The organism is Streptomyces sp. Ncost-T10-10d (assembly GCF_900091955.1).
GTDB lineage: Bacteria > Actinomycetota > Actinomycetes > Streptomycetales > Streptomycetaceae > Streptomyces.
Genome location: NZ_FMDF01000031.1, coordinates 1 through 18,855, shown reverse-complemented (window position 1 = coordinate 18,855; position 18,855 = coordinate 1). Strand labels below are relative to the sequence as shown.

Sequence of the window (18,855 nt, the reverse complement as noted above, 5' to 3'; positions counted from 1 at the left end):
TTAAACGCCAAGCTAAGGGCTGTCCCGTATGCCCTGAGAAGCCGCATCCCCGGCGGTGAGGCGAAACATCCCGCCGCGGGTGCCGGCCGGCAGTTCTGTGGAATTCCCGATCAAGGTCGCGCTGGCCCAGGCCGTTCCGGTCCTGCCTGAGGGGCCGGGCTGGTGGTACGAGCCGAAGTTCGACGGTTCTGCAGACATTCAGATGTGTCTCGCGTCGTTACTGAGATTCGTCGCGTGATGTCGCGCGCCCCAATCCCTGAGCTGCGGTGATGCCGGAGTCCCGGGCGGCTGCACTCGAAGATCATCAGTAACTGTCCAACTACCCGGCCACAGATTTGCCGGGTCACCAGGGGATCACGGCAAGGGCTTCCACCTCGAGCATGAGCTCCGGCCGGTACAGGGCGGCAACCTGTACTGCGGTACTGGCCGGCGGACGGGTGGTGTCGATGTGGGCGTCGCGGACGGCCCGTACCTCCGGCAGTATGGCGACGTCGGTGACATAGAAGGTGAACTTGGCGACCTCGGCGAACGTTGCACCGCCTGCCGCCAGGCAGCGCCGCAGGTTCTCGAAGACCTGACGGGCCTGGGCGGCGGCGTTGCCTTTCCCGACCACATTTCCCTGTTCGTCCAGCGCGACCTGCCCCGAGATGACGACCAGTCGACCTTCGCCCACAACCACATGGCTGTAGCCGTTCCCTGGGGCGACCCCGTCTGGCGGAATGTGGGTGAGCATGGTCTCTTCTGACTCATCCGACACAGGTGACCTCCTCGAACGGCAGTTGGCGGGGCAACGGTACATGACACCAACTCAGCTCATCTCGAAGCACATTGGCCTGTGGGGCCCGACGTACACCGCGTCTCAGCTCCGTGCATCGGCGGAAGGCCCGGTAAGAGGTGATCTCCGAGTGAAGCCGCCTTTGACTCGGGCATCGCCGCACCTCAGGAATAGGGGCGCGCGACATCACGCGACGAATCTCAGTAATCACTTGCCTGGTACGACCTCACCGGTGAGGATCAGCGGGTGCATACAGCTGTGTCGGACGGGCGCGCGGGAATCAACGCCGCCCTGGTGAAGCGGTTGATCACCGCCCAGTTCCCTCAGTGGAGCCGTCTGCCCGTGATCCCGATGGCTGTCGACGGCTGGGACAACCGCACCTACCGCCTCGGTGACGACATGACGGTCCGCCTGCCCACCGCAGCCGGCTATGCCCCTGCGGTCGACAAGGAATGCAACTGGCTGCCTCGCCTGGCCCCCGCCCTGCCGGTGGCTGTCCCCACCGTCCTGGCCAAGGGAGCCCCCGGCGCGGGATACCCCTACCTCTGGTCCGTGCGCGGCTGGCTGCCCGGCGAGACGGCTTCCCTCGAACGCATCGACGACATGACCCAGTTCGCCACCAGCGTCGCCGGGTTCATCCTCGCCCTCCAGCGCTGTGACTCCAAGGGCGGTCCTCTCGCCGGGGCGCACAGCGGGTATCGCGGCGCATCACCCGCCCACTACGACGACGAAACGCGTCGCTGCATCACCGCCCTGAGCGGCCGGATCGACACCGCGAGGGCCACCGAGACCTGGCAAGCGGCACTCGAGGCCCAATGGCGTGGAACACCGGCGTGGTTCCACGGCGACATCGGCGGCAACAACCTGCTTGTCACCGAAGGCAAGCTGTCGGCCGTCATCGACTTCGGCACCTCGGGCACCGGCGACCCCGCCTGCGATCTCGTGATCGCCTGGACGATGCTCCGCGAGGAAAGCCGCGAGGCATTCCGGCACACAGTCGGCCAGGACGACGGCACCTGGGCCAGAGCCAGAGGCTGGGCGCTGTGGAAATCCCTGCTGACGTTGACCCAGTGCTCCGATCCCAGAGACAGGCAAGTCGCCATCCATCTCGATGTGATCGACGCGGTGCTCGCCGACCACGAACGCTTCGCGTAACCCCGACCGACGCCGGCACACTCCCCCACCGCCCAACGCCGGATCGCAGTAACGAAAGAAGGCCCCTCCCGTGATGGGCCCTGCTGGGTCGCATCTTGTGCGCTGTCGCGCCCCCGCCGTACTCACCGCGCGCTTTCTTGGCCGCCTCGACCGAGGCGTTCAGGGCGGCCATCAGGTCCACGACCTCTCCGGACTCCCGATCCTCGCCCTCGGCCGACTCCGGGAACTCCTTGCCCACCGGCTTCGCCTCGATCAGCTCCTCCAGGGCGTCGCAGTACTGGTCCAGGAAGCTGCTGATGTCGTCCATGGCCAGGGTGTCGGTGAGCTGGACAGCCCGCTCTATCTCGTCCTCGTCCAGATCGGTGGCCTTGGGCGTGAGGGATTCAAGGCTTCGAATCTCATACGGCCACCGCATGCTGTGCAAGACGATCGCGCCCTCACGCACCCGCAGCAGGCCCAGGCGCTCGCGGCCGTGCCACGCGAATTTCGCAACGGCGACCTTGTCGGAGGTCAGCGTCCCGGGCATCCCCAGGTACGACGGTGCCGAGCAGCAGCTGCCGTCAGATGGTGCGCAGTACAGCGACGACTTTGCCGAGTATGGCCACATCTTCGCCGGAGATCGGCTCGTACGCCGAGTTATGGGACATCAGCCACACCCGGCCGCCCTCGCGGCGCAGGCGTTTGACGGTGGCTTCGCCGTCCAGAAGTGCGGCGACATTCTATGGGGTTGGAGAATCTGTGGCGTGACGTGGTGCGAGTGGTCCTCGTTGCCGATGTGAGCTCGCACTCGGGGGGTGTGGCTCTGTGGCGGGCTGTTGCAGGAACCGTCAAAGCACCGGAGATCCACATGCGGGCCTTCCCCCGTAGACCTGCCCTCGGGCACGCGCTGCTGGAACCGTCATCGATGACGACCTCCCGGTCGTCCCAGTCGCCGACCAGTGGGGGCGATACCAGCGCTTCGGAAAGAGCCGAGCCGAACTCACGACCAGGACGAACGCTGGTAGCGCGGCTCTCTACTTCCGCTGGTGCCCCGCGACCCGCCGAGACTGGGAGAGGCAGCCCACGACCTGGGCCTGTTCATCGTCTGACTGAAGCACACACTCGGCCGGCCGGAGGACGATCCCGCCATCGTGGTGTACTAGCCGGGAACGAAGCCGCCAGGCGGGAGCGCAGGATCAACGTGGTCCTGTCGGCGGTCCGCGGACTGCTGTCGTACACAGCCTCAGTGGGGTGGGGCCCCTCGGGGTGTGCTCGGGCAGCTCTACGAGCCGACCGACAGCAGCGACCTTCAGCTGGAGGCCCAGGGGGAGGACTCCGGGTTGTCCTTGCGGCTCCGGGCCCGGCACCGTCTGCAGGAACCGGAACCGGAAGCGGAGGTGGACCGAGCCTCGGACGAAGAACTCGTCGCCATGTTCCTGCAGTGCAACTGTGCCCGAGACCGGCTCATCGTGCTGCTGCTGGGACGACGGGGCCTGCGGCGCGGGCAAGCAGCGGGTCTCCATGGAGCCGACTGCCACGTGCTGCCGGACTCCCGTGCGCTGGGCTGCACGTACAAGGGGCCTCATCTGCCCATCCGGCGCCGGGACAACGCCAGCGGGGCCTGATCAAAGTCCCGCGAGGAGTGGATCCAGCCTGTCGACGTCCTCGTCGTCCAGGCGTACGACCAGTACATCGACGAGCGGTACGCATTGTTGGGTGCGGACGACAGCAACTTCCCGCTGGTGAACCTCAGGTGTGGCGGAGGGCACAGCGGCAGCAGGGACGCCGGAGGGAAGCACCAGGATCACCCCGGTGTCGGCCGCCGCCACGAGCACGGACGTACATCATGAGCACACCTCCGAAGCAGGATCGGCGAGCGCTGCGACCAGCAGGCCCGTAGCGTCGACGGGCGTCTCGATCAGGACATCAGGGTGACCCACCGACCGGTGCCGCCTGTCTCGACGCATTCCTGATACGGATTCAGCGGACCCAGCTGTTCCCGGCAGCTCCAGACGGATCCTGCGGCGTGGACGGTCGTGGCCCCCTCGCCGCCGCTGTTCCAGCTCCGCGTGTAGGCGCTCGCGACCCGGAGTGCTGTGGCGCAGTCCCTGGCGTGGGCCGTCCCCACCGTGAGCCCCGATCTGCCATCGGTGCCGCAGATGACGCCGACTGCCTTGTCGGCCACACCGAGGCCCGCGAGCAGCTCGCGGGCCTTCGCAGCGTCAGGCGGCTCCGGGACGTCGTGGGCGGCCGGGGCCCGGCCGATGGGGCTGTGGGAAGTGGCGGCCGTGGCGGGAGCGGCAGTGACCGCGAGACCGGCAACGACCGCGGCGGCAGCGAAGAACGTGGTGGTACGGCGCAGATGACGAATCATGCCCCTCATACTCGGGCGCGCGGCCGCTGGAGAATCGTCCCTGCACAGCTGGCGTCACCCAGGCGGGTGGGAAGTCGTACTGGGGGACCCGCGGCGGGACGTCGTCAGCCGGTCCCGGCTCCGTCGCAGCAATGGCTGCCACGGAACGGGGCGGCACCCGAGGGGCCGCCCCGCCAGCCGGAAGAGCTACTGCTCGCTGCCCGGGAGTCGAACTTGCCGGGCGAATTCTCCATCACCGCAATGGATTCTCTGTCCAGGCTCACCCGTCTTGCTCTCTGCCTGCGCCTTCCCTGGGAGAGCCTGGCGGAACTGCCAGCGCCGAAAGGTCTCACCTCACTGACCCTGGGTGGTTGGATCGACACAAGTCTGGCCGGCGTCTCCAGGTGGCAGCAACTGCAAGACCTGGTGATCAACACCGCACCCGACAACGAAGAATGACAAGAAATTTCCGCACTCCCCCATCCGACAGAACTGTGCATCTCGGATTACGACCTCAATCACGCCGTCCCCATGCGCAGCGCTGCGGGAGGTTGATGAGGACTGGAACCCAGAGTGTCCGGCGGACCGGCAGCGGCACTTCGCAGCCGTGTGGGAGATGCTCGCGAAGGAGAGCGTGCTCGCGTACGTCGAACCCGGCGTCACCGTGCACGGCATCGGCATCGGCCGATGTCTTCAGAAACAGCGTCAGCGCACCACTAGGGCTGGGCCGATGGGCGGGCAGCGTGAACGCCTGGAACAGCTCGGTGTCGTAAGGCTGCCCCCGGAACAGAAAGCCCACGAAGGCATCCAAGAGCGGCTCGGGGGCGTTCGAGCGGGGCCGTGGCAGCCCTGGAAACGTACAGGGCACGTGAGGGGCTCAGTGACAGTCCCCAGGGGCCACGTAGAGACGCTGGGAGACGGGACGGACGTCAGACTCGGAGTGTTCCTGTCGAACACCAAGAGCAGGCGCGCCAAGCTCACCACCGACAAACTCACCGCACTTGCCAACCTCGCACTGGAGTGGGCCGCCTGACGGAACAATGGCGATGCCCGCGCTCGCTGGCTGGGCGACGGGAGCAGCGGCACCCCGGCCTCCGGGACCGCCTGACGGTGGCGGCCGCGTGGGCCGACACCGCGCTGCCCCCGACGGCGTCGGTCGCCCTCAGCGCACCCGACCACCGTCCCTTCCCACCTTCTGCTCCGGGCAGAGGGCGGCAAGGTGCGCGGAGGGGGATGTCCGGCCTCCGACCACGCCCCCGCGGGCCTGGCGGGGTGCGCATGAGTACGCGTGCTCATGCGTGATGGCAGGCTGGTCCGTGAGCGTGTATTCATGACGTCGAACAGAGTTCTTACGGGCATGGGGGCGGCAGCGCTCGCGATGGTGGCGCTGGCTGCGTGCGGCAGCGAGCAGGCCGGGGGACGGCAGCAGAACACCGCGAACAGCGTGGGCGCGCAGGCGCCGGCTATCGGCCCGAGCCCCGATGCGCAGGTCGCGTTCATGGAAATGTTGGAGCGGGTGGGTGCGCCGTGCGTGCCGGATGCTCCGGCGGCGCCGGAGTCGGATGATCCAGGTCCGGGTGAGCACCCGCCCACGCGGCCGAGTGAGCTGCTGCCGGTGGACGAGAAGCCGCCCACGGACGCGCCGTCCCCCACTGCAACGCCTGAGCATCCCAAGCTGAATGGGGTGGAGGCGTGTGAGGGGCGTGAGCATGGCAATCGCATAACCAAGGTGCTGACTGGCCTGAACAAGCCCGCCACGATTCAGGTGAGGCAGAAATTGAACAAGCTCGGCTACATCGACTCCCGCATCCATGGCCTGAAAGTCGAGCGGGGCGTGGTGCGCTTCTACCTGGACTTGCGGGTGATGGGCGGGCAGCTCGCGCTCAAGGGGACCGCAGCCAGGAGGAAGACCGCGGTGGGGGCGTTCGCGCACCCGACGGAAGGCGCGTTCAAGCCGGGCAAGTAACAGCGCTCAGCAGAGGCGGCCGCTGTCACGGCGGCAGCAGCAGAACGGTTGAAGCGCACGGATTTCGCCCCCTCCTGCGTGGTGGTAATGGCCTCAAGAGAAAATCAGCGTGATCGTGCGCTCTTCGAGGATCCGGAAAGTTCTCCACCTGATCGAATGACGTCCTCGTCAACGTGCCGTCACCTCGGCCAGGGCTCGATGACGGTCGCCAGGGCCCATGTAAGGGCGGCTGAAGGACGGGACGAAGGCGAAGCTCGGGTTGTTCCTGTCGAACGTCAAGTCGGGCCGTGCCAAGCTCACCGCGGACAAGCTCAGGCGCTGGCGGAACTCGAGCCCGACTGGGCCCGATGACCGATTTTCCCATCGCCATCCAAAACGGCAGGGTGTTGATCTCACTGTCAGAGGCAGAGGAGATTCCTGTGAACGCGGCGTCGGTACGGGCACGCTGGGAGGACTTACCGCACGAGGCGCGGGCCTTGGTCGACATCCGCTACGTGCCCGGCAGCGTGGAAGCCGTGACGCCCTTCGTCCACGAGGTTGTGGCAGCAGCAGAAGCCGAGGCCCGGCCAGTCACCTGGCGCGACCTTGCAGGTCTGAGGGCGGCACGATCTGCTCGGAGCGCGCTGAACGAGGTGTTCCCCGGGACTCGCCATCAAAGGTGCTGGGTTCACAAAACGGCCAGCGTTTTGGACGCGCTGCCGAAGTCGGCCCAGCCCGTGGCCAAGCGCGCGATCCAGGAGATCTACAACGCCGAGGACAAGGAGCACGCGGCGAGGGCCGTCCGTGCCTTCGAGCGGGCCTGCCAGGCGAAATACCCCAAGGTCACCAAGCGGACCACGGACGACGAGGACGAGCTGCTGGCGTTCTTCGACTTCCTCGCCGAGCACTGGGTCCATCTGCGCAGCACAAATCCGATCGAGTCGGCCTTCGCCACGGTCCGGTTGCGGACGAAGGTGACCAAGAGCACCGGCAGCCGGGGAACCGCCCTCGCCATGGTCTTCAAACTGATCGAATCCGCGCAATCCCGCTGGCGCACGGTCAACACACCCCATATCGTGGCGCTGCTGCGGGCAGGCGCCCGTCTTGAACGCGGCCATCCGGTCGAGCGCCCCGAGGAGGCCGCCGTGTGAATGGCCGCAACGGCGCCGATGACCGTCCCGCCGAGGATGGGCACCGGCGATTCGCCCGCTACCTGCAAGAGCTGGCCGTCATACGTGACGAGGACGAAGCCGATCTGGTGACCAGGATCTTGCGCGACTCGGACACGACGATGGCGCAGTCGGCCATCGTCCGCCACCTCGACCGTCGCGCGACGCAGCTGCTGACCGACGAGGGGTTCACCGCCTGGGCCCGCGCGATGGCCGAGATCAGCACAGAGCGGGAGTTCCTGGCCCGCCGTCTGCGCGAATGGACCTCGCTGCGGTCAATCGCCCTGGGCGAGCCGTGGGGCTCGGAGGAAGTGACCACCGGTTCCGACTGGTTCCAGCGCAAGGCCGTCGAGACCCTGTCCTCACCCGCCGTCCTCACCCTGCTCGCCGAGGCCGGAAGAACCCGACGTGTCCGCGCTGACGCCGGTCGCCGACTGCGTCAGCGACACCACCGCGACTGACTTGATCCACAAGTCTTGACTATTCCTCCCGATGACGGGCGCCGATGACGTATCGGTCTTCTGCCGTGCCCGTTCTGTGACGTGATCGGCACCAGCCCGCGGCCCGCACACCGCTAGCGTCGGGCCCGTGATCGTATGGCTCAACGGCACCCATGGCGCAGGCAAGACGACGACCAGTGCACTCGTACAGCAGCTGATCCCGGATTCACGGGTGTTCGACGCCGAGAAGGTCGGTGAGACACTCATGGACATCACGCCGGGGCTGCCCTGGACGGGCAACTTCCAGCACTGGCCGCCGTGGCGGCCGCTCGTCGTCGAGACCGCCCGCCACGTACTCGACTACACCGGCGGCACTCTGGTGATCCCCATGACTGTCCTGGTCGAGCAGTACTGGCGCGAGATCAGCACGGGACTCGCCCAACATGACATTCCGGTACGGCACTTCGTCCTGCACGCCGACCAGGACACCCTCCGCGGCCGCATCGAGGGGGACACTCCAGCCGGCACCTGGGGGTTCCGTCTCAAGTACCTCGAGCCCTATGCCGAGGCGGCCCGCACGTGGCTGCACGGCGAGGCCGAGGTCGTCGACACCACGCACCTCACGCCCGCCCAGGCCGCCCTGCAGATCGCAGAGGCCGTCAAGAGTTGAGGCCCGCCCGCCACGCGAGAACAGGCGCAGGTGGCAACAGAGAACGACCTTCCGATGGCAAGCAGCGCGAACAGGATCGATCAGAGGCCCAGCTCAGCCCAGCACCGCGGTGTCATCTACCCGAAAAGTTGCAGCAGGACGTCCTGGGCAGTTTGGGAGACGTTATGGACTTGCTTGCGATCCTCGATGAGGCGGTGGCCGCTCTCAAGGCTCCTCTGGGAGAGGACGACATAATCCAGGGCTGGACCGATGATCTCCGGAGAGAAGTTCAGGAAGAGATTTCGATCAGCCGTTCAGTACTGCGCCGCCACGGATCCGGGCTGGTGCGGTACCTGCGTTCGCGCCTTGACGAGTGGATGGAAGGTGAGGAGATACGGCCGGGACGCCTTCAGCACCTGGTGTCGGACGTGCAACGGCGGTGCGTGGACGCTCACAGCCCGGTGTGAGGCACACCGGCCGCACTGTCGGTCCGAAGCTGACAGGCCGACAGCCGTCGAGCCGGCGTGACGGCCGGCGGCCATCGCTACCGCCCCGGTGTGCTGCCGCGCACGACCGGCTCCGCAGGAAGCAGCAGCCCGCTCGACGGGGCGGCGGCGGGGTCCTCGACGGCGGTGATCAGCCGGTCGACGAGGACATGGGCGATGGCGGCCAGGGGCAGGCGCGCGCTGGTGAGGGTGGGTTGGAGCAGCGTGCAGAGCGGGATGTCGTTGAAGCCGGTGACGGCGACGTCGCCGCCGACGGTGAGGCCTGCGGCGCGGACGGCCTGGTAGGCGGTCAGGGCGAGCCAGTCGCTTGCGCAGACCAGGGCGGTCGGGCGGTCGGGGCCGGTGAGTAGGCGCTGGACAGCGTGGGAAAGCACGGCCGGGTCGTCGTCGGGGACGCCGACCTCGAAGGCGCCGTCGGGGGCGGCGGCCGCAGCCTGCAGGAAGCCGGCCCTGCGGTCGGCGAGCCAGGGCAGGGACGCGGCGGAGTTGAGGTAGCAGATCCGGCGGTGGCCCTGGTCGAGCAGGAGTCCGACCAGTGCGGCGGTGGCGGCGGTGGAGTCGATGTCCACCCAGTTCTGCGGGCGACCGGGGGCGGTGCGACCGAAGGCGGCGAACGGGAAGTCGGCCTCGGTGAGCACGTCGACGCGAGGGTCGTCGTGGACGACGTCGGAGAGGACGAACCCGTCGACCTGGCGGGCCGCGATCAGGCCGTTGAAGGACTTGGCGACCGCTCCGGCGCCCTGCTGGGGGTCGGAGCGGAACACCAGGATGCGGTGGCCGACGGCGTCGGCGGCGGTCACCAGCGCCTGGAGGAAGCCGCCCATCAGGGGGTTGGGGTCGGCGGGGTTGTCGGCGGGGGCGGGATAGCCGATGACCTTGCGGGTGCCGGTGCGCAGGCTCCGGGCGGACTGGTCGGGCTGGTAACCGAGTTCGTCGATGGCGGCGGTGACCCGGGCGAGGGTGGTGGCGCGAAGCCGGTGGGGTGCGTTGAGTGCGTTCGAGACGGTCTGGCGCGAGACTCCGGCCGCGCGTGCGACGTCCTCGATGGTCACCTGTCGAGCGGTCATCGTTCCTCTGTGGGCGGTGGTCGGCGGGCTGGGGGCGGCGGGTGGCCGCCCCCAGCCCCCGGTTGTCAGTGCTCGCGGGTCAGGGTGAGCAGGCCGCCGGTCGGCACGGTCACCGAGTTCACCCCGGCGACGAGGTCGAGCACGGTCTCGGACAGGATCTCACCACGGCAGTCCTGGACGCGGGCGAGGGCCTGTTCCGGTCGGGTGGCGGTCAGGAGCACCACGGGGTCGCCGTCCGCGTTGGCGACGAGCAGGGTCTGCGGGCCGTTCGCGGCGTGCCGGTCCGGGAGGGCGACGGGCAGCGGCGCGTAGCGTGCGACCACGGTGGTGTGATGGTCACGGGCGTGGACCAAGGGGTATCCGAGGTCCGGTCGCACGGGTTCCAGGACGCCGAGTTGGAGGACGTCGGCGTACCGGCGGAAGACGCCGAGCCAGAAGCGCAGGGTGGCGAGCTGGTCGGGGCTCTGGGCGGCGAGGTCGACGGAGATCTGCGGCACCGAGAACAGGGCGTTGACGAGGTGGACGGCGACGGACTCGGGTGCCTCGGCGGAGTTCCACATGATCATGTCGGCGTGGACGGCGAGCGGGCCCGCGGTGAGCCGACAGTCGACGGTGCGCTGGCGGTTCTCGGCGGGGCTGAGCGGGCAGTCGACGGTACGGACCATGGTGGCGTACGGCCACAGCCCGGGGCTGACATACGGTTGGCGGTGCTCGACGATCACGTCCGGCCGGGTGCGGCGCAGGCGGGCGTCGAGGTCGGCGAGCAGTTGGAGCACGCCCTCGTGGACGGCGGTGCGGTCGGCGCCGGCCGGGGCGGGCGGAGGGTCGGTGACGGCGAAGCGGTCGATGAAGTCGAGCTTCAGACCGTCCATGTCCCACTGCTCGACGGCGCGGGAGACCTTCTCGACCAGGTAGGCGCGGACCTCGGGGTGGCGGGGGTCGAGCACGGCCGCGTCCAGGTGGGGCTCCTCGCGCAGGGTCATGCCCTTGAAGCGGTCCCAGGCGTCGTTGTGCCGGCCGATGAACGGCAGTGCGTACCACAGGAGGTAGGCGAGGCCGAGTCGGTGGACCTCGGCGACGTGGGCCGCGGGGTCGGGGAAGGCCGCTGGGTTGGGCTCCCAGTCGCCGCAGTGGCCGTAGCCGCGGGCGCGGTCGGTGGTCTGCCAGCCGTCGTCGACGATGATGCTCTCGCAGCCGACGGCCGCCGCGAGGGCGGCCTGGCGTTCGACGGCGGCGCTGTCGACGTTCTGGTGGAGGCTGTACCAGGTGGAGTAGGCGGGCATCCGGGCTGCGGGGGCGACGCCGGGGTGGTGCAGGCCCTCGGCCCACCAGGCGCTGACGGCCTGCAGGGTGGCGGCAAAGTGGCGGCCGCTGAGGTCGATCCGCAGCCGCAGCGGCGGCCCGTCCGGGGTGAGGTCCTGTTCGACGGTGAAGGCGAACTCGCCGCTCTCCTCCACCACGCCGGCGCCGACGCGCACGGGTGCGGAGGTCTCGTCGGCGGCGGCGGTGCACAGGGCGCTGTCGTCGGCGCCGACCAGACTGGCGACGGGGGCGCCCAGGGCGAGCGACACGGTCCGGGGGGCGATCCAGGACGGCGGCAGCCAGCGGGAGGCGTTGGTGTCCGGGGTCCAGTAGGCGGTGGCCCCGACACAGGGGACCCGCCATTCGGCGCGGACGGTGGCCGCGGCCGCCGTCGTGGCCTCGATCAGGGCCACGCCGTCGCCGCCCGGGGTGACGGCGGTCTCCAGCCGGTCGCAGCCGAGCCCGGTGAGGTGGACGGTGAGCGGGGCTCCGGTGGAGTCGAACAGGCCGGTGGCGAGCTGCCGGTGGCCGGTGGTGTCGGGAGTGGCCGCGGCCGGCGTGTTCGGGCGCCACACGGGGACGGGCTGCTGCGGGGCGGCGTCCGGCGCGGCGGGCACGTGCGGGCTCCTGGTGTGCTCGCCGACGGGGCGTGGTTCGGTGGTCATGGTGGTCACTCCTTGGTGGCCCCGGCCAGCAGGCCGGAGATGAACTGGCGTTGCAGGACGAGGAAGAGGGCCATCACGGGGATGGCGGCGATGCCCGCGGCGAGCAGGACCTGCGCGTAGTTGGTGGTCGACAGCCCCTGCAGGGTGGCGGTGGCCACGGGCAGCGTGTACATCTCGGGGCTGCGCAGCGCGATCAGCGGCCAGACGAACTGGTTCCAGCTGCCGAGGAAGACGAACAGCGCGAGGGCCGCGATGACCGGCCGGTTGACCGGGATGACGATCCGCCACAGCACCCGTAGTTCGCCGGCGCCGTCGATGCGGGCCGCGTCGAGGAGTTCGTCGGGCATGGAGCGCAGTGCCTGCCGCATCAGGAAGATGCCGAACGGGGTGACCAGGCCGGGCAGGATGATGGACTGGTAGGAGTCGATCAGGCCCAGTTCCATCATCATCTGGAAGATCGGGATCAGCATCACCGTGTCGGGGATGACCAGGGTGCTGAGCAGCAGGACGAAGAACAGATTGCGCCCGCGGAACTCGAACTTGGCGAAGGCGTACCCGGCCAGGACCGAGACGGCGACGGCACCGATCGTCTGGATGCCCGCCACCAGCAGGGTGTTGAACAGGACCCGGGTGAGTCCGATGGACTCCTCGAGTCCGCGGAGATTCTCCATGAGGTGGCCGCCGGGCAGTAGTTTCGGCGGCCAGGAGAACACGTCCTTGTCCTCCTGGGTCGCGGCGACGGCGAGCCAGTAGAACGGACCGACGCAGAGCGCGAAGGCGCCCGCGAGCAGCAAGGTGAGCAGGGGGCCGCGGGACTTCACCGGCGCTCTCCCATCAGGCGGACCTGCAGGATGCCGAGCACGGACACGATCAGCGCGAGCGCGTAGGCGATGGCCGAGGCGTAGCCGAAGTCGAAGTACTTGAAGCCGTTGTTGTAGAGGTACATGGTGACCGTCAAGGTGGCGTTGTCGGGGCCGCCGCCGGTGAGGACGTACGGCTCGTCGAAGAGCTGCAGGGTGCCGATGGTGGAGAGCACCACGGTGAGAAGCAGGATCGGCCGCAGCTGGGGAAGGGTGATGGAGACGAAGCGGCGGATCGGTCCCGCGCCGTCGACCATCGCGGCCTCGTACAGCTCGTCGGGAATGCCCTGCAGGCCCGCGAGGTACATCACCGCGTTGTAGCCGGTGTAGTGCCAGGTGATGACGAGGACGACGCCCACGCGGGCCCAGAAAGGGCTGCCGAGCCAGTTCACCCGGTCGATGCCGAACACGGAGAGGACCCAGTTCAGCAGTCCGGCGTCGCGGTTGAGGATCACGGAGAACATCACGCCGGCGGCGACCAGGCCGGTCAGCGAGGGGACGAAGACGCCGAGTCGCCAGAGCGGGCGCAGCCAGACCTTGGTGGAGTTGAGTCCGAGGGCGACGAGCAGGGCCAGGCCGAGCATCAGCGGCACTTGGACGACCAGGATCAGCGCGGTGTTCTTCAGCGCAGTCCAGAACAGCGGGTCGTCCAGCAGTCGCCGGTAGTTGGCGAGTCCGGTGAAGTGCCGGTCGTCGCCGTTGCCGGTGGTGAGGCTGATCCAGAGCGAGGAGACGATGGGGTACGCCTTGAAGATCGCGAAGCCCAGGACGGCGGGCATGATCAGCAAGTACGGGACGGAGCCGCGGGTCAGCAGTCGGCGTCGGCCCGGGCGGGTGCGGCCGGTGCGCGTCGGGGTGCCGAGGCCGGCCGGGGTGGTGGTGGCGGTGGCGGTAGCGCGTTCGGGCGGGGCGAGGGACATGGTGGTCAGGCCGCCTGCTGCCGGCCGGTCTGCTGGGCGAGCTGTTCGGCGGCGCCCTTGAGGGCGCCGGCCGGGTCGGCGCCCTTGAGCAGCACCTGGCTCTGGGCATCGCTGGCGAGCTTGAGGGCGCGGGCGTAGTCGCCGGTGAAGTTGGTGGCGTCAGATCCGGAGCCGAGCGAGTCGACGAAGGACTTCAGCACCTTCTGGCCGCCGTAGAAGGGGTGGGGCGCGCTGAACTTCGGGTCGGTGTACGCGGCGCTGAGGGCGGGGAAGACGCCGCCGGAGGCGAACATCCGGTTGATCTCAGCGGGCTTGGTGAGTGCGTACTCGATGAATCGCCAGGCGGCCCTGCGGCGCTTGCTCGAGGCGGAGACGGCCAGATAGGTGGAGTTGACGATGGCGCCGCGCCCGCCCCCGGGGACGGCGGCGGGCGGCTGCATGACGCGCCACTTGCCGCTCTGGTCGGGAAACTTGGTGGCCAGGTACTCGACGGCCCAGGCGGGATCCGGGGAGGTGGCGAGCTTCCCCTGGCCGACCAGGCGCTTCCAGGTGCCCTGGCCGGCGGTATCGGCGAGCAGGCCGCCGTCGTTGAGCCGCTTGATGACGGTGAGGGCCTGGACGGCGGCCGGGGAGGCGAGCGTGACCTTGCCGTCGTGGTCGAAGTAGAAGGCGCCCTGGAGCTGCATCAGGTTTTGGAAGAAGTTCATGTCCTGGGTGGTGCCGGGCTTGTCCAGCCCGAGCAGCTGGGCGCCGGTGGCGGCGAGGATCTTCGGTCCGGCGGCGATCAGGTCGTCCCAGCTGCTGATGCTGGCGGGGTCAACACCGGCCTTCTCGAAGTAGTCCTGCCGGTAGAACAGCCCGAGCGGGTTGACCTCCCATGGCAGGGCGTGGGCGGCCTTGTCCTCGCCTATGACGGTCGGCCACAGGCCTTGGGCGAAGGCGCCCTTGTACTGGTCGGCGCCGAGCCTGGACAGGTCGGCGAGGCCGTCGGGGAACTTCTCCAGGTAGCCGGGCAGGTAGTCGACACCGATGTGCAGGACGTCGGCGAGGCCCTTGCCGCCCGAGGCGAGGCCGACGGTGATCTTGTCCCAGATGGCTGGTTCGCCGACGTCCTGGATGTCGACCGTGATGCCAGGGTTGTCCCGCTCGAAGGAGGGGACGACGGCGCGCAGGGCCTTGGCCGCGGTGGTCCAGCTCCAGACGGTGATCTGACCGCTGTCACCGTCGCCGCCGACGGCATCGCTGCCCGATCCGTTGCTGCCGCAGGCGGCCAGGCCGAGCCCGGCGACGGAGGCGGTGACGAGCTGGAGCATGTGGCGGCGGCTCAGTTGATGGGGCATGTCGGCTCCTGAGGGTGGTGGGTTGTGCGGTGAGTGAGGGTGTGCAGTGCCTCGGCAAGCAGGTCGGCCGCGGCGCCCGGGGTGGAGGTGTGGGGAGACAGTCGGATCCACTCGTCGCGGCGGGTGGTGATCAAGCCGGCCGCTTCGAGGGTGCGGTGGACGTTGGCGGGGTCATGGCCGGGCAGGCGGAAGGTGCCGATGCCGGCGCGCTCGTGGGGGCCGAGTCCGTCCAGCAGGACGTCGGCGCCGGCCCGCCGTACGCGGTCGAGCAAGTCGGCGAGGGTGGCGCGGATACAGGCGCCGACGGCGGCCGGGCCGCCCTGATCGAACAGATCGTCGATGGCCGCGCCGATGGCCGCAGCGGCCGGGAAGTCCGGATTGGTGGCGAGGTGGGCGGCGGCCCCGGGTAGCGGTGGCGCCGGATGCCGCGTCGCGAAGGGCTCCGCAACTCCGGCCCAGCCGCCGAGCCCGGGAGCCAGGCGCTCGGCGCACCGGTCGCGGATCAGCAGCAGTGCGGCTCCCCAGCCGGCCCGTAGCCACTTCTGGCCGCCACTGACGAGGATGTCGGCGGCGTCTGCTTCGAGTGGGACGGCACCCAGGCCCTGGATGGCGTCGACGATCAGCAGCCGGCCGGGCCCGAGAACCTCCTTGAGGGCGGCGAGCGGCGCCAGGTGGCCGGTGAGCGAGTCGACGGCGCTGACAGTGAGGGCGGTGACGTCGGGAGTGAGGTGGCGGCGCAGGAGGTCGGGGGTGATGTGCCGCTGCCCGGCCGGGTCGACGAGGCGGACGGTGGGGCCGCCCCGACCGGCGAAGCGGAGCCAGGGGTAGAGGTTGGCGGGGAACTCGCCGCGGGGCACCAGGACGGTACCGGGGCCGTGGAGTGCGGCGGCCGCGCTGAACAGGCCGTTGCTGGTGGACGGGGCGAGGGCGATCTCGTGTGGACGGGCGTCGAGCAGCCTGGCCGCCGAGGCCCGGGCGGCGTCGCTGAGGGCGAACAGCCGGTCGAGGTCGGCGGGGTCGATGCGGGTGGCGAGCGCAGTCGCGGCGGCGAGCGCGGCGGCGGCCGGGCGGGATAGCGGGCCGACCCGGGCGTAGTCGAGGTAGCCCACCATCGGACCGCGGGCGGGGGCCGGACCGGGAACCGCAGGGGTGGAGGCTTCGGGTGGCGAGTTAATTTGATCGTTCAAAATCTGCCCTAACGGAGCTTGCTACATGCACTTCCAGGGATTTGAAGGTTCACATTAAGGAGCTCAGGTCGACCCGGCAAGAGGTTCGGCGCAACTGCCTCCCGGCGAGCCGGCTGGCCGGCCCCCGCGCGCGGGCCGGGCGGTTCACCGGCACGGGCTCCGCTTCAACGAGAGCCGAGCGCTGCCGTCCTGCAGCACTTCACTTGGAAGACGCCGGATCGTCAGCCCGGGCCGGAGAGGCAGCGCTTCGCCGTCCACACCGACATCACGAGTTGCGGTTGGCGAGCCGACCGGCGGGCTGCGACCAGGAGGGAACAGCGTTGGACGGTCGGCCAAGCAGGCTGGCCGCACCAGGACGTGCATACGGACCTGACGGCCCATTGGGCTCAATCAGTTGCGGCGGGTGACCAGAACACTGGCCGGCGGAGTCGGCTTGCGCCCCGTGACGAGCAGGAGTACGAGAATCGCATCCAGCCTTCCTGGCTATAGATGCAACGACCATCAGACAGTCGGGACACCCACAGGCAAGTCCGTACGAGCGATCGAGTCACCACTCTTGATCAGCAGTTATTGGGCGCCCTGGAAGGCCGGCCGACGGAGTCATGAAGAGCCCTTTGATGGACAGGCTGCTACGAGTCGCATCCGACCTTCCTGGCCGGACGCGGAGTTTACAACCCGACCGGGTGCCCACCTGTACGCCCGCGCTGTAGCGATCCTGATCACAGCTCTTAATCAGCAGCGAGGGCGAACAAGCAGCACCGGTGTCCCGGGGATGCCGCTCATGCCCGATCGAGCCTGCTTGAAGGGTACGAGCTGCTACGCAGTTGGCGACTACCAACTCCGGGCCATCAACCGCAGGCGCAAGGGCATCGACCACACCTGGGCGGCCCTGAGAACGATCCGGGCTGCCCGCCCTGACTGCGCCCCGATCTACGTGACCTCGACCGCCAGCGGTTGACCGTCGCCTGCGCACCCCAGAGTCGGCGGCGACCTGCTTGTTCGTTCAGCCCTCCGCGCACCGCAGCACAATCTTCGCACGCAGCGCCAGGAACTGCGCGGTCTTCGCCCGCTTCGCCCAGCGCGTCAACTGCACGCGCTCGGCCTCACCGAGTACCAGCTCCGACGTGCGCCGACCCGGCCGCGGCTCGTCGACCAAGCCCGCCACCCGTAGGGCCGCGAACCGGGAACGCCACTTGCGTACCGCCCACCCGAGAACTTGACGTACCATCAGCTCAGGACAGGACGATCCGTGCGCGCTCGGCCGGACGAGATCCCGCCCCACCACCCACCCAACGCGTCAACTCGGCGCGCTCCCCCTCGGACAGCACGACCTCGACAGCACGCGGACGCCGATGCGGCATGGAAACGGCCCACAGACTTATGGCTGTAATTTCTGGCGCATCACACTAGCCATGCATCGCGGTGCTGTAGACGTACAGGGCGATCACACCGGCGACGCAGGCGAGGATCACCCACGAACCGAAACCGGTGTGTTTCCCACTGCCTTTTGGCCGCGCGGCCTTCCCGGAATGATTGGACCGCTTGGACCGCCCGGGCGCTGCCCGTCCCGGCACGACCGGCGCCGTATCGGCCGCCGCCTCGGCGAGCAGGCGACGGCAGGTCGCGGCAAGCACGGCCGTACCGGCGGAAAGGGGCACCACGGCCTCCGAACGCGCCGGAGCGGTGGTGCCGCCGTCCAGGATGCGCCCCGCGCGTACGAGGACTTCGCCCCGGCCCCCCGCCGGAGCGAGACTTATCCACCGCTGTACATGCTCACCCCGGATGACCACACCGCCGGACCGCTCCCGGTACACGGTCGTGTTCCCGCCACAACATCTCCGCCAACTCACCGGCGGTGTCCCTCAGTTGTGCGCTCACAAGCCCTCCCCCTCCGCCTCCCGGCGAATCGAACAAGCATCGCACTCTAGCGGTAGGCACAGAACGGGGGTCCAGCAGCCCCCTCAGCGGCCGAGCCCGTCCCCGGGCACGGATCAAGTACTACAGGGACACATCAGCCTGGACACACAGGAAGGGCCAGGCTGCAGAGGTGGCCAGCGGCCAGGAGGCGGCGGCCTTGCACATCGCCGCAGGTCGCAACCAGATGTGTCCCTGTAGTACTAGGAAAGTGACGAACTGGTCAGCATTCGCACGGGTCTTGGCCGCATACGCGCGCACTGCGTCGGCAGCCGCGGGCTCCCGCTGCTGCCGGGCCGCAGTGTCGGCGGCGGGGCCGGCTGTTCGCTCATCGAGGGCTTCCGAGGCACGAACGGGCTTGTCTCACACAGTATCGCCGGGCGCGCGGCCCCGGGACCACGCCTGCCGAAAGGGTGCCCTGGATGCGGACCGTAGCCGGGCCGGTGGGGTGTCACGCTGATCGGCGAGGCCGGAAACCCGGGCTCGGGCCCGCGTTTCCGGGCCGGATGGGCAGCGTGACACCCCGTGAGCGTGACAGTCATCGTTGTTGATCGCGGCGGGGCCCCGCTCCCAGCTATCCGCCAGTCCCCCCAGCTCACCTCCGGGAACGCGTCCGCCTGGGAAAACGA

The 18,855-nt window shown here is 69.1% G+C and carries 19 protein-coding genes and 5 pseudogenes; 10 read left to right on the top strand and 14 right to left on the bottom strand.

What is annotated here, in order from left to right; all coding sequences use genetic code 11:
- Window positions 1–343: 343 nt before the first annotated feature.
- Window positions 344–733, bottom strand: a complete 390-nt coding sequence (locus GA0115254_RS02790) for a RidA family protein (protein ID WP_093893657.1) — start codon at window positions 731–733, stop codon at window positions 344–346.
- Window positions 734–1,021: 288 nt separating this feature from the next.
- Here GA0115254_RS02790 and GA0115254_RS02785 point away from each other — a divergent pair, with 288 nt between their 5' ends.
- Window positions 1,022–1,930: an aminoglycoside phosphotransferase family protein gene (locus GA0115254_RS02785; RefSeq protein ID WP_256102365.1), complete on the top strand. Its 909-nt coding sequence runs from the start codon at window positions 1,022–1,024 to the stop codon at window positions 1,928–1,930.
- A 79-nt stretch (window positions 1,931–2,009) separates the two neighbouring features.
- Here GA0115254_RS02785 and GA0115254_RS45505 read toward each other — a convergent pair.
- Window positions 2,010–2,516 (bottom strand): annotated as a pseudogene (locus tag GA0115254_RS45505) (Ku protein); the annotation flags it as partial.
- Window positions 2,491–2,646 (bottom strand): annotated as a pseudogene (locus tag GA0115254_RS02775) (LexA family protein); the annotation flags it as partial. The pseudogenes GA0115254_RS02775 and GA0115254_RS45505, both read right to left, overlap by 26 nt.
- A gap of 531 nt (window positions 2,647–3,177) precedes the next feature.
- Here GA0115254_RS02775 and GA0115254_RS02770 point away from each other — a divergent pair.
- Window positions 3,178–3,534 (top strand): hypothetical protein, encoded by a 357-nt coding sequence (locus GA0115254_RS02770; protein WP_093893653.1) that lies wholly within the window; start codon window positions 3,178–3,180, stop codon window positions 3,532–3,534.
- Here the strand turns inward: GA0115254_RS02770 and GA0115254_RS02765 are convergent, their stop codons facing one another.
- The gene (locus tag GA0115254_RS02765; RefSeq protein ID WP_093893652.1) at window positions 3,535–3,744 is read right to left on the bottom strand and encodes a hypothetical protein; all 210 of its coding nucleotides are present in this window, start codon (window positions 3,742–3,744) and stop codon (window positions 3,535–3,537) included.
- An 83-nt stretch (window positions 3,745–3,827) separates the two neighbouring features.
- On the bottom strand, window positions 3,828–4,283 hold the full coding sequence (locus GA0115254_RS02760; protein WP_093893651.1) for a hypothetical protein: 456 nt from the start codon (window positions 4,281–4,283) through the stop codon (window positions 3,828–3,830).
- A 213-nt stretch (window positions 4,284–4,496) separates the two neighbouring features.
- On the opposite strand from GA0115254_RS02760, the gene GA0115254_RS02755 reads away from it, so the two are divergent.
- Window positions 4,497–4,721 carry a hypothetical protein gene (locus tag GA0115254_RS02755; RefSeq protein ID WP_093893650.1) on the top strand — a complete coding sequence of 75 codons (225 nt, stop codon included), beginning with the start codon at window positions 4,497–4,499 and terminating at the stop codon, window positions 4,719–4,721.
- 55 nt (window positions 4,722–4,776) lie between these two features.
- On the opposite strand, the gene GA0115254_RS02750 is transcribed toward GA0115254_RS02755, so the two are convergent.
- A complete protein-coding gene (locus GA0115254_RS02750; RefSeq protein ID WP_141720756.1) occupies window positions 4,777–5,061 on the bottom strand; it encodes a hypothetical protein in 285 nt (94 codons plus the stop codon).
- A gap of 81 nt (window positions 5,062–5,142) precedes the next feature.
- Between GA0115254_RS02750 and GA0115254_RS43715 the strand changes: the two genes are divergently transcribed.
- The 6 genes and pseudogenes from GA0115254_RS43715 (at window position 5,143) to GA0115254_RS02720 (ending at window position 8,932) form a co-directional block, all read left to right on the top strand.
- A complete protein-coding gene (locus GA0115254_RS43715) occupies window positions 5,143–5,295 on the top strand; it encodes a helicase (RefSeq protein ID WP_141720755.1) in 153 nt (50 codons plus the stop codon).
- A 297-nt stretch (window positions 5,296–5,592) separates the two neighbouring features.
- Entirely contained in the window at window positions 5,593–6,228 is a 636-nt protein-coding gene (locus tag GA0115254_RS02740; protein ID WP_141720754.1) for a hypothetical protein, read from the top strand.
- A 620-nt stretch (window positions 6,229–6,848) separates the two neighbouring features.
- Window positions 6,849–7,358, top strand: a pseudogene (locus GA0115254_RS02735) (transposase); the annotation flags it as partial.
- On the top strand, window positions 7,355–7,837 hold the full coding sequence (locus GA0115254_RS02730) for a hypothetical protein (protein ID WP_093893646.1): 483 nt from the start codon (window positions 7,355–7,357) through the stop codon (window positions 7,835–7,837). The pseudogene GA0115254_RS02735 and the gene GA0115254_RS02730, both read left to right, overlap by 4 nt.
- A 127-nt stretch (window positions 7,838–7,964) precedes the next feature.
- Window positions 7,965–8,486 (top strand): P-loop nucleotide/nucleoside kinase family protein, encoded by a 522-nt coding sequence (locus GA0115254_RS02725; protein WP_093893645.1) that lies wholly within the window; start codon window positions 7,965–7,967, stop codon window positions 8,484–8,486.
- Window positions 8,487–8,650: 164 nt separating this feature from the next.
- Window positions 8,651–8,932: a hypothetical protein gene (locus tag GA0115254_RS02720; RefSeq protein ID WP_093893655.1), complete on the top strand. Its 282-nt coding sequence runs from the start codon at window positions 8,651–8,653 to the stop codon at window positions 8,930–8,932.
- A gap of 77 nt (window positions 8,933–9,009) precedes the next feature.
- Here GA0115254_RS02720 and GA0115254_RS02715 read toward each other — a convergent pair whose 3' ends face one another.
- The 6 genes from GA0115254_RS02715 to GA0115254_RS02690 all read right to left on the bottom strand — a co-directional run bounded on the left by GA0115254_RS02715 (window position 9,010) and on the right by GA0115254_RS02690 (window position 16,312).
- Window positions 9,010–10,038, bottom strand: a complete 1,029-nt coding sequence (locus GA0115254_RS02715; RefSeq protein ID WP_093893644.1) for a LacI family DNA-binding transcriptional regulator — start codon at window positions 10,036–10,038, stop codon at window positions 9,010–9,012.
- Between the two features lie 65 nt (window positions 10,039–10,103).
- Window positions 10,104–12,005: a glycoside hydrolase family 36 protein gene (locus GA0115254_RS02710; RefSeq protein WP_256102364.1), complete on the bottom strand. Its 1,902-nt coding sequence runs from the start codon at window positions 12,003–12,005 to the stop codon at window positions 10,104–10,106.
- Window positions 12,006–12,010: 5 nt separating this feature from the next.
- The gene (locus GA0115254_RS02705) at window positions 12,011–12,826 is read right to left on the bottom strand and encodes a carbohydrate ABC transporter permease (protein WP_093893643.1); all 816 of its coding nucleotides are present in this window, start codon (window positions 12,824–12,826) and stop codon (window positions 12,011–12,013) included.
- A complete protein-coding gene (locus GA0115254_RS02700; RefSeq protein ID WP_093893642.1) occupies window positions 12,823–13,785 on the bottom strand; it encodes a carbohydrate ABC transporter permease in 963 nt (320 codons plus the stop codon). Before GA0115254_RS02700 ends, GA0115254_RS02705 begins: the two co-directional genes overlap by 4 nt.
- A 5-nt stretch (window positions 13,786–13,790) precedes the next feature.
- Window positions 13,791–15,125 carry an ABC transporter substrate-binding protein gene (locus tag GA0115254_RS02695; protein ID WP_093893641.1) on the bottom strand — a complete coding sequence of 445 codons (1,335 nt, stop codon included), beginning with the start codon at window positions 15,123–15,125 and terminating at the stop codon, window positions 13,791–13,793.
- Entirely contained in the window at window positions 15,110–16,312 is a 1,203-nt protein-coding gene (locus tag GA0115254_RS02690) for an aminotransferase class V-fold PLP-dependent enzyme (RefSeq protein WP_256102363.1), read from the bottom strand. The genes GA0115254_RS02695 and GA0115254_RS02690 overlap by 16 nt, the downstream gene beginning before the upstream one ends.
- A gap of 814 nt (window positions 16,313–17,126) precedes the next feature.
- On the opposite strand from GA0115254_RS02690, the pseudogene GA0115254_RS42885 reads away from it, so the two are divergent.
- Window positions 17,127–17,249 (top strand): annotated as a pseudogene (locus tag GA0115254_RS42885) (IS630 family transposase); the annotation flags it as partial.
- Between the two features lie 66 nt (window positions 17,250–17,315).
- Here GA0115254_RS42885 and GA0115254_RS44145 read toward each other — a convergent pair.
- Both GA0115254_RS44145 and GA0115254_RS02680 read right to left on the bottom strand, forming a co-directional pair.
- Window positions 17,316–17,540: a hypothetical protein gene (locus GA0115254_RS44145; RefSeq protein WP_176739949.1), complete on the bottom strand. Its 225-nt coding sequence runs from the start codon at window positions 17,538–17,540 to the stop codon at window positions 17,316–17,318.
- 178 nt (window positions 17,541–17,718) lie between these two features.
- A pseudogene (locus GA0115254_RS02680) lies at window positions 17,719–18,148 on the bottom strand (hypothetical protein).
- Window positions 18,149–18,855: the final 707 nt, after the last annotated feature.

What these genes read in the sequence shown, in the direction of transcription:
- GA0115254_RS02710 (WP_256102364.1), bottom strand. Translation starts at nt 12,005, where the DNA reads ATGACCACCGAACCACGCCCCGTCGGCGAGCACACCAGGAGCCCGCAC.
- GA0115254_RS02790 (WP_093893657.1), bottom strand. Translation starts at nt 733, where the DNA reads ATGCTCACCCACATTCCGCCAGACGGGGTCGCCCCAGGGAACGGCTAC.
- GA0115254_RS02720 (WP_093893655.1), top strand. Translation starts at nt 8,651, where the DNA reads ATGGACTTGCTTGCGATCCTCGATGAGGCGGTGGCCGCTCTCAAGGCT.
- GA0115254_RS44145 (WP_176739949.1), bottom strand. Translation starts at nt 17,540, where the DNA reads ATGGTACGTCAAGTTCTCGGGTGGGCGGTACGCAAGTGGCGTTCCCGG.
- GA0115254_RS02695 (WP_093893641.1), bottom strand. Translation starts at nt 15,125, where the DNA reads ATGCCCCATCAACTGAGCCGCCGCCACATGCTCCAGCTCGTCACCGCC.
- GA0115254_RS02715 (WP_093893644.1), bottom strand. Translation starts at nt 10,038, where the DNA reads ATGACCGCTCGACAGGTGACCATCGAGGACGTCGCACGCGCGGCCGGA.
- GA0115254_RS02700 (WP_093893642.1), bottom strand. Translation starts at nt 13,785, where the DNA reads ATGTCCCTCGCCCCGCCCGAACGCGCTACCGCCACCGCCACCACCACC.
- GA0115254_RS02760 (WP_093893651.1), bottom strand. Translation starts at nt 4,283, where the DNA reads ATGATTCGTCATCTGCGCCGTACCACCACGTTCTTCGCTGCCGCCGCG.
- GA0115254_RS02740 (WP_141720754.1), top strand. Translation starts at nt 5,593, where the DNA reads ATGACGTCGAACAGAGTTCTTACGGGCATGGGGGCGGCAGCGCTCGCG.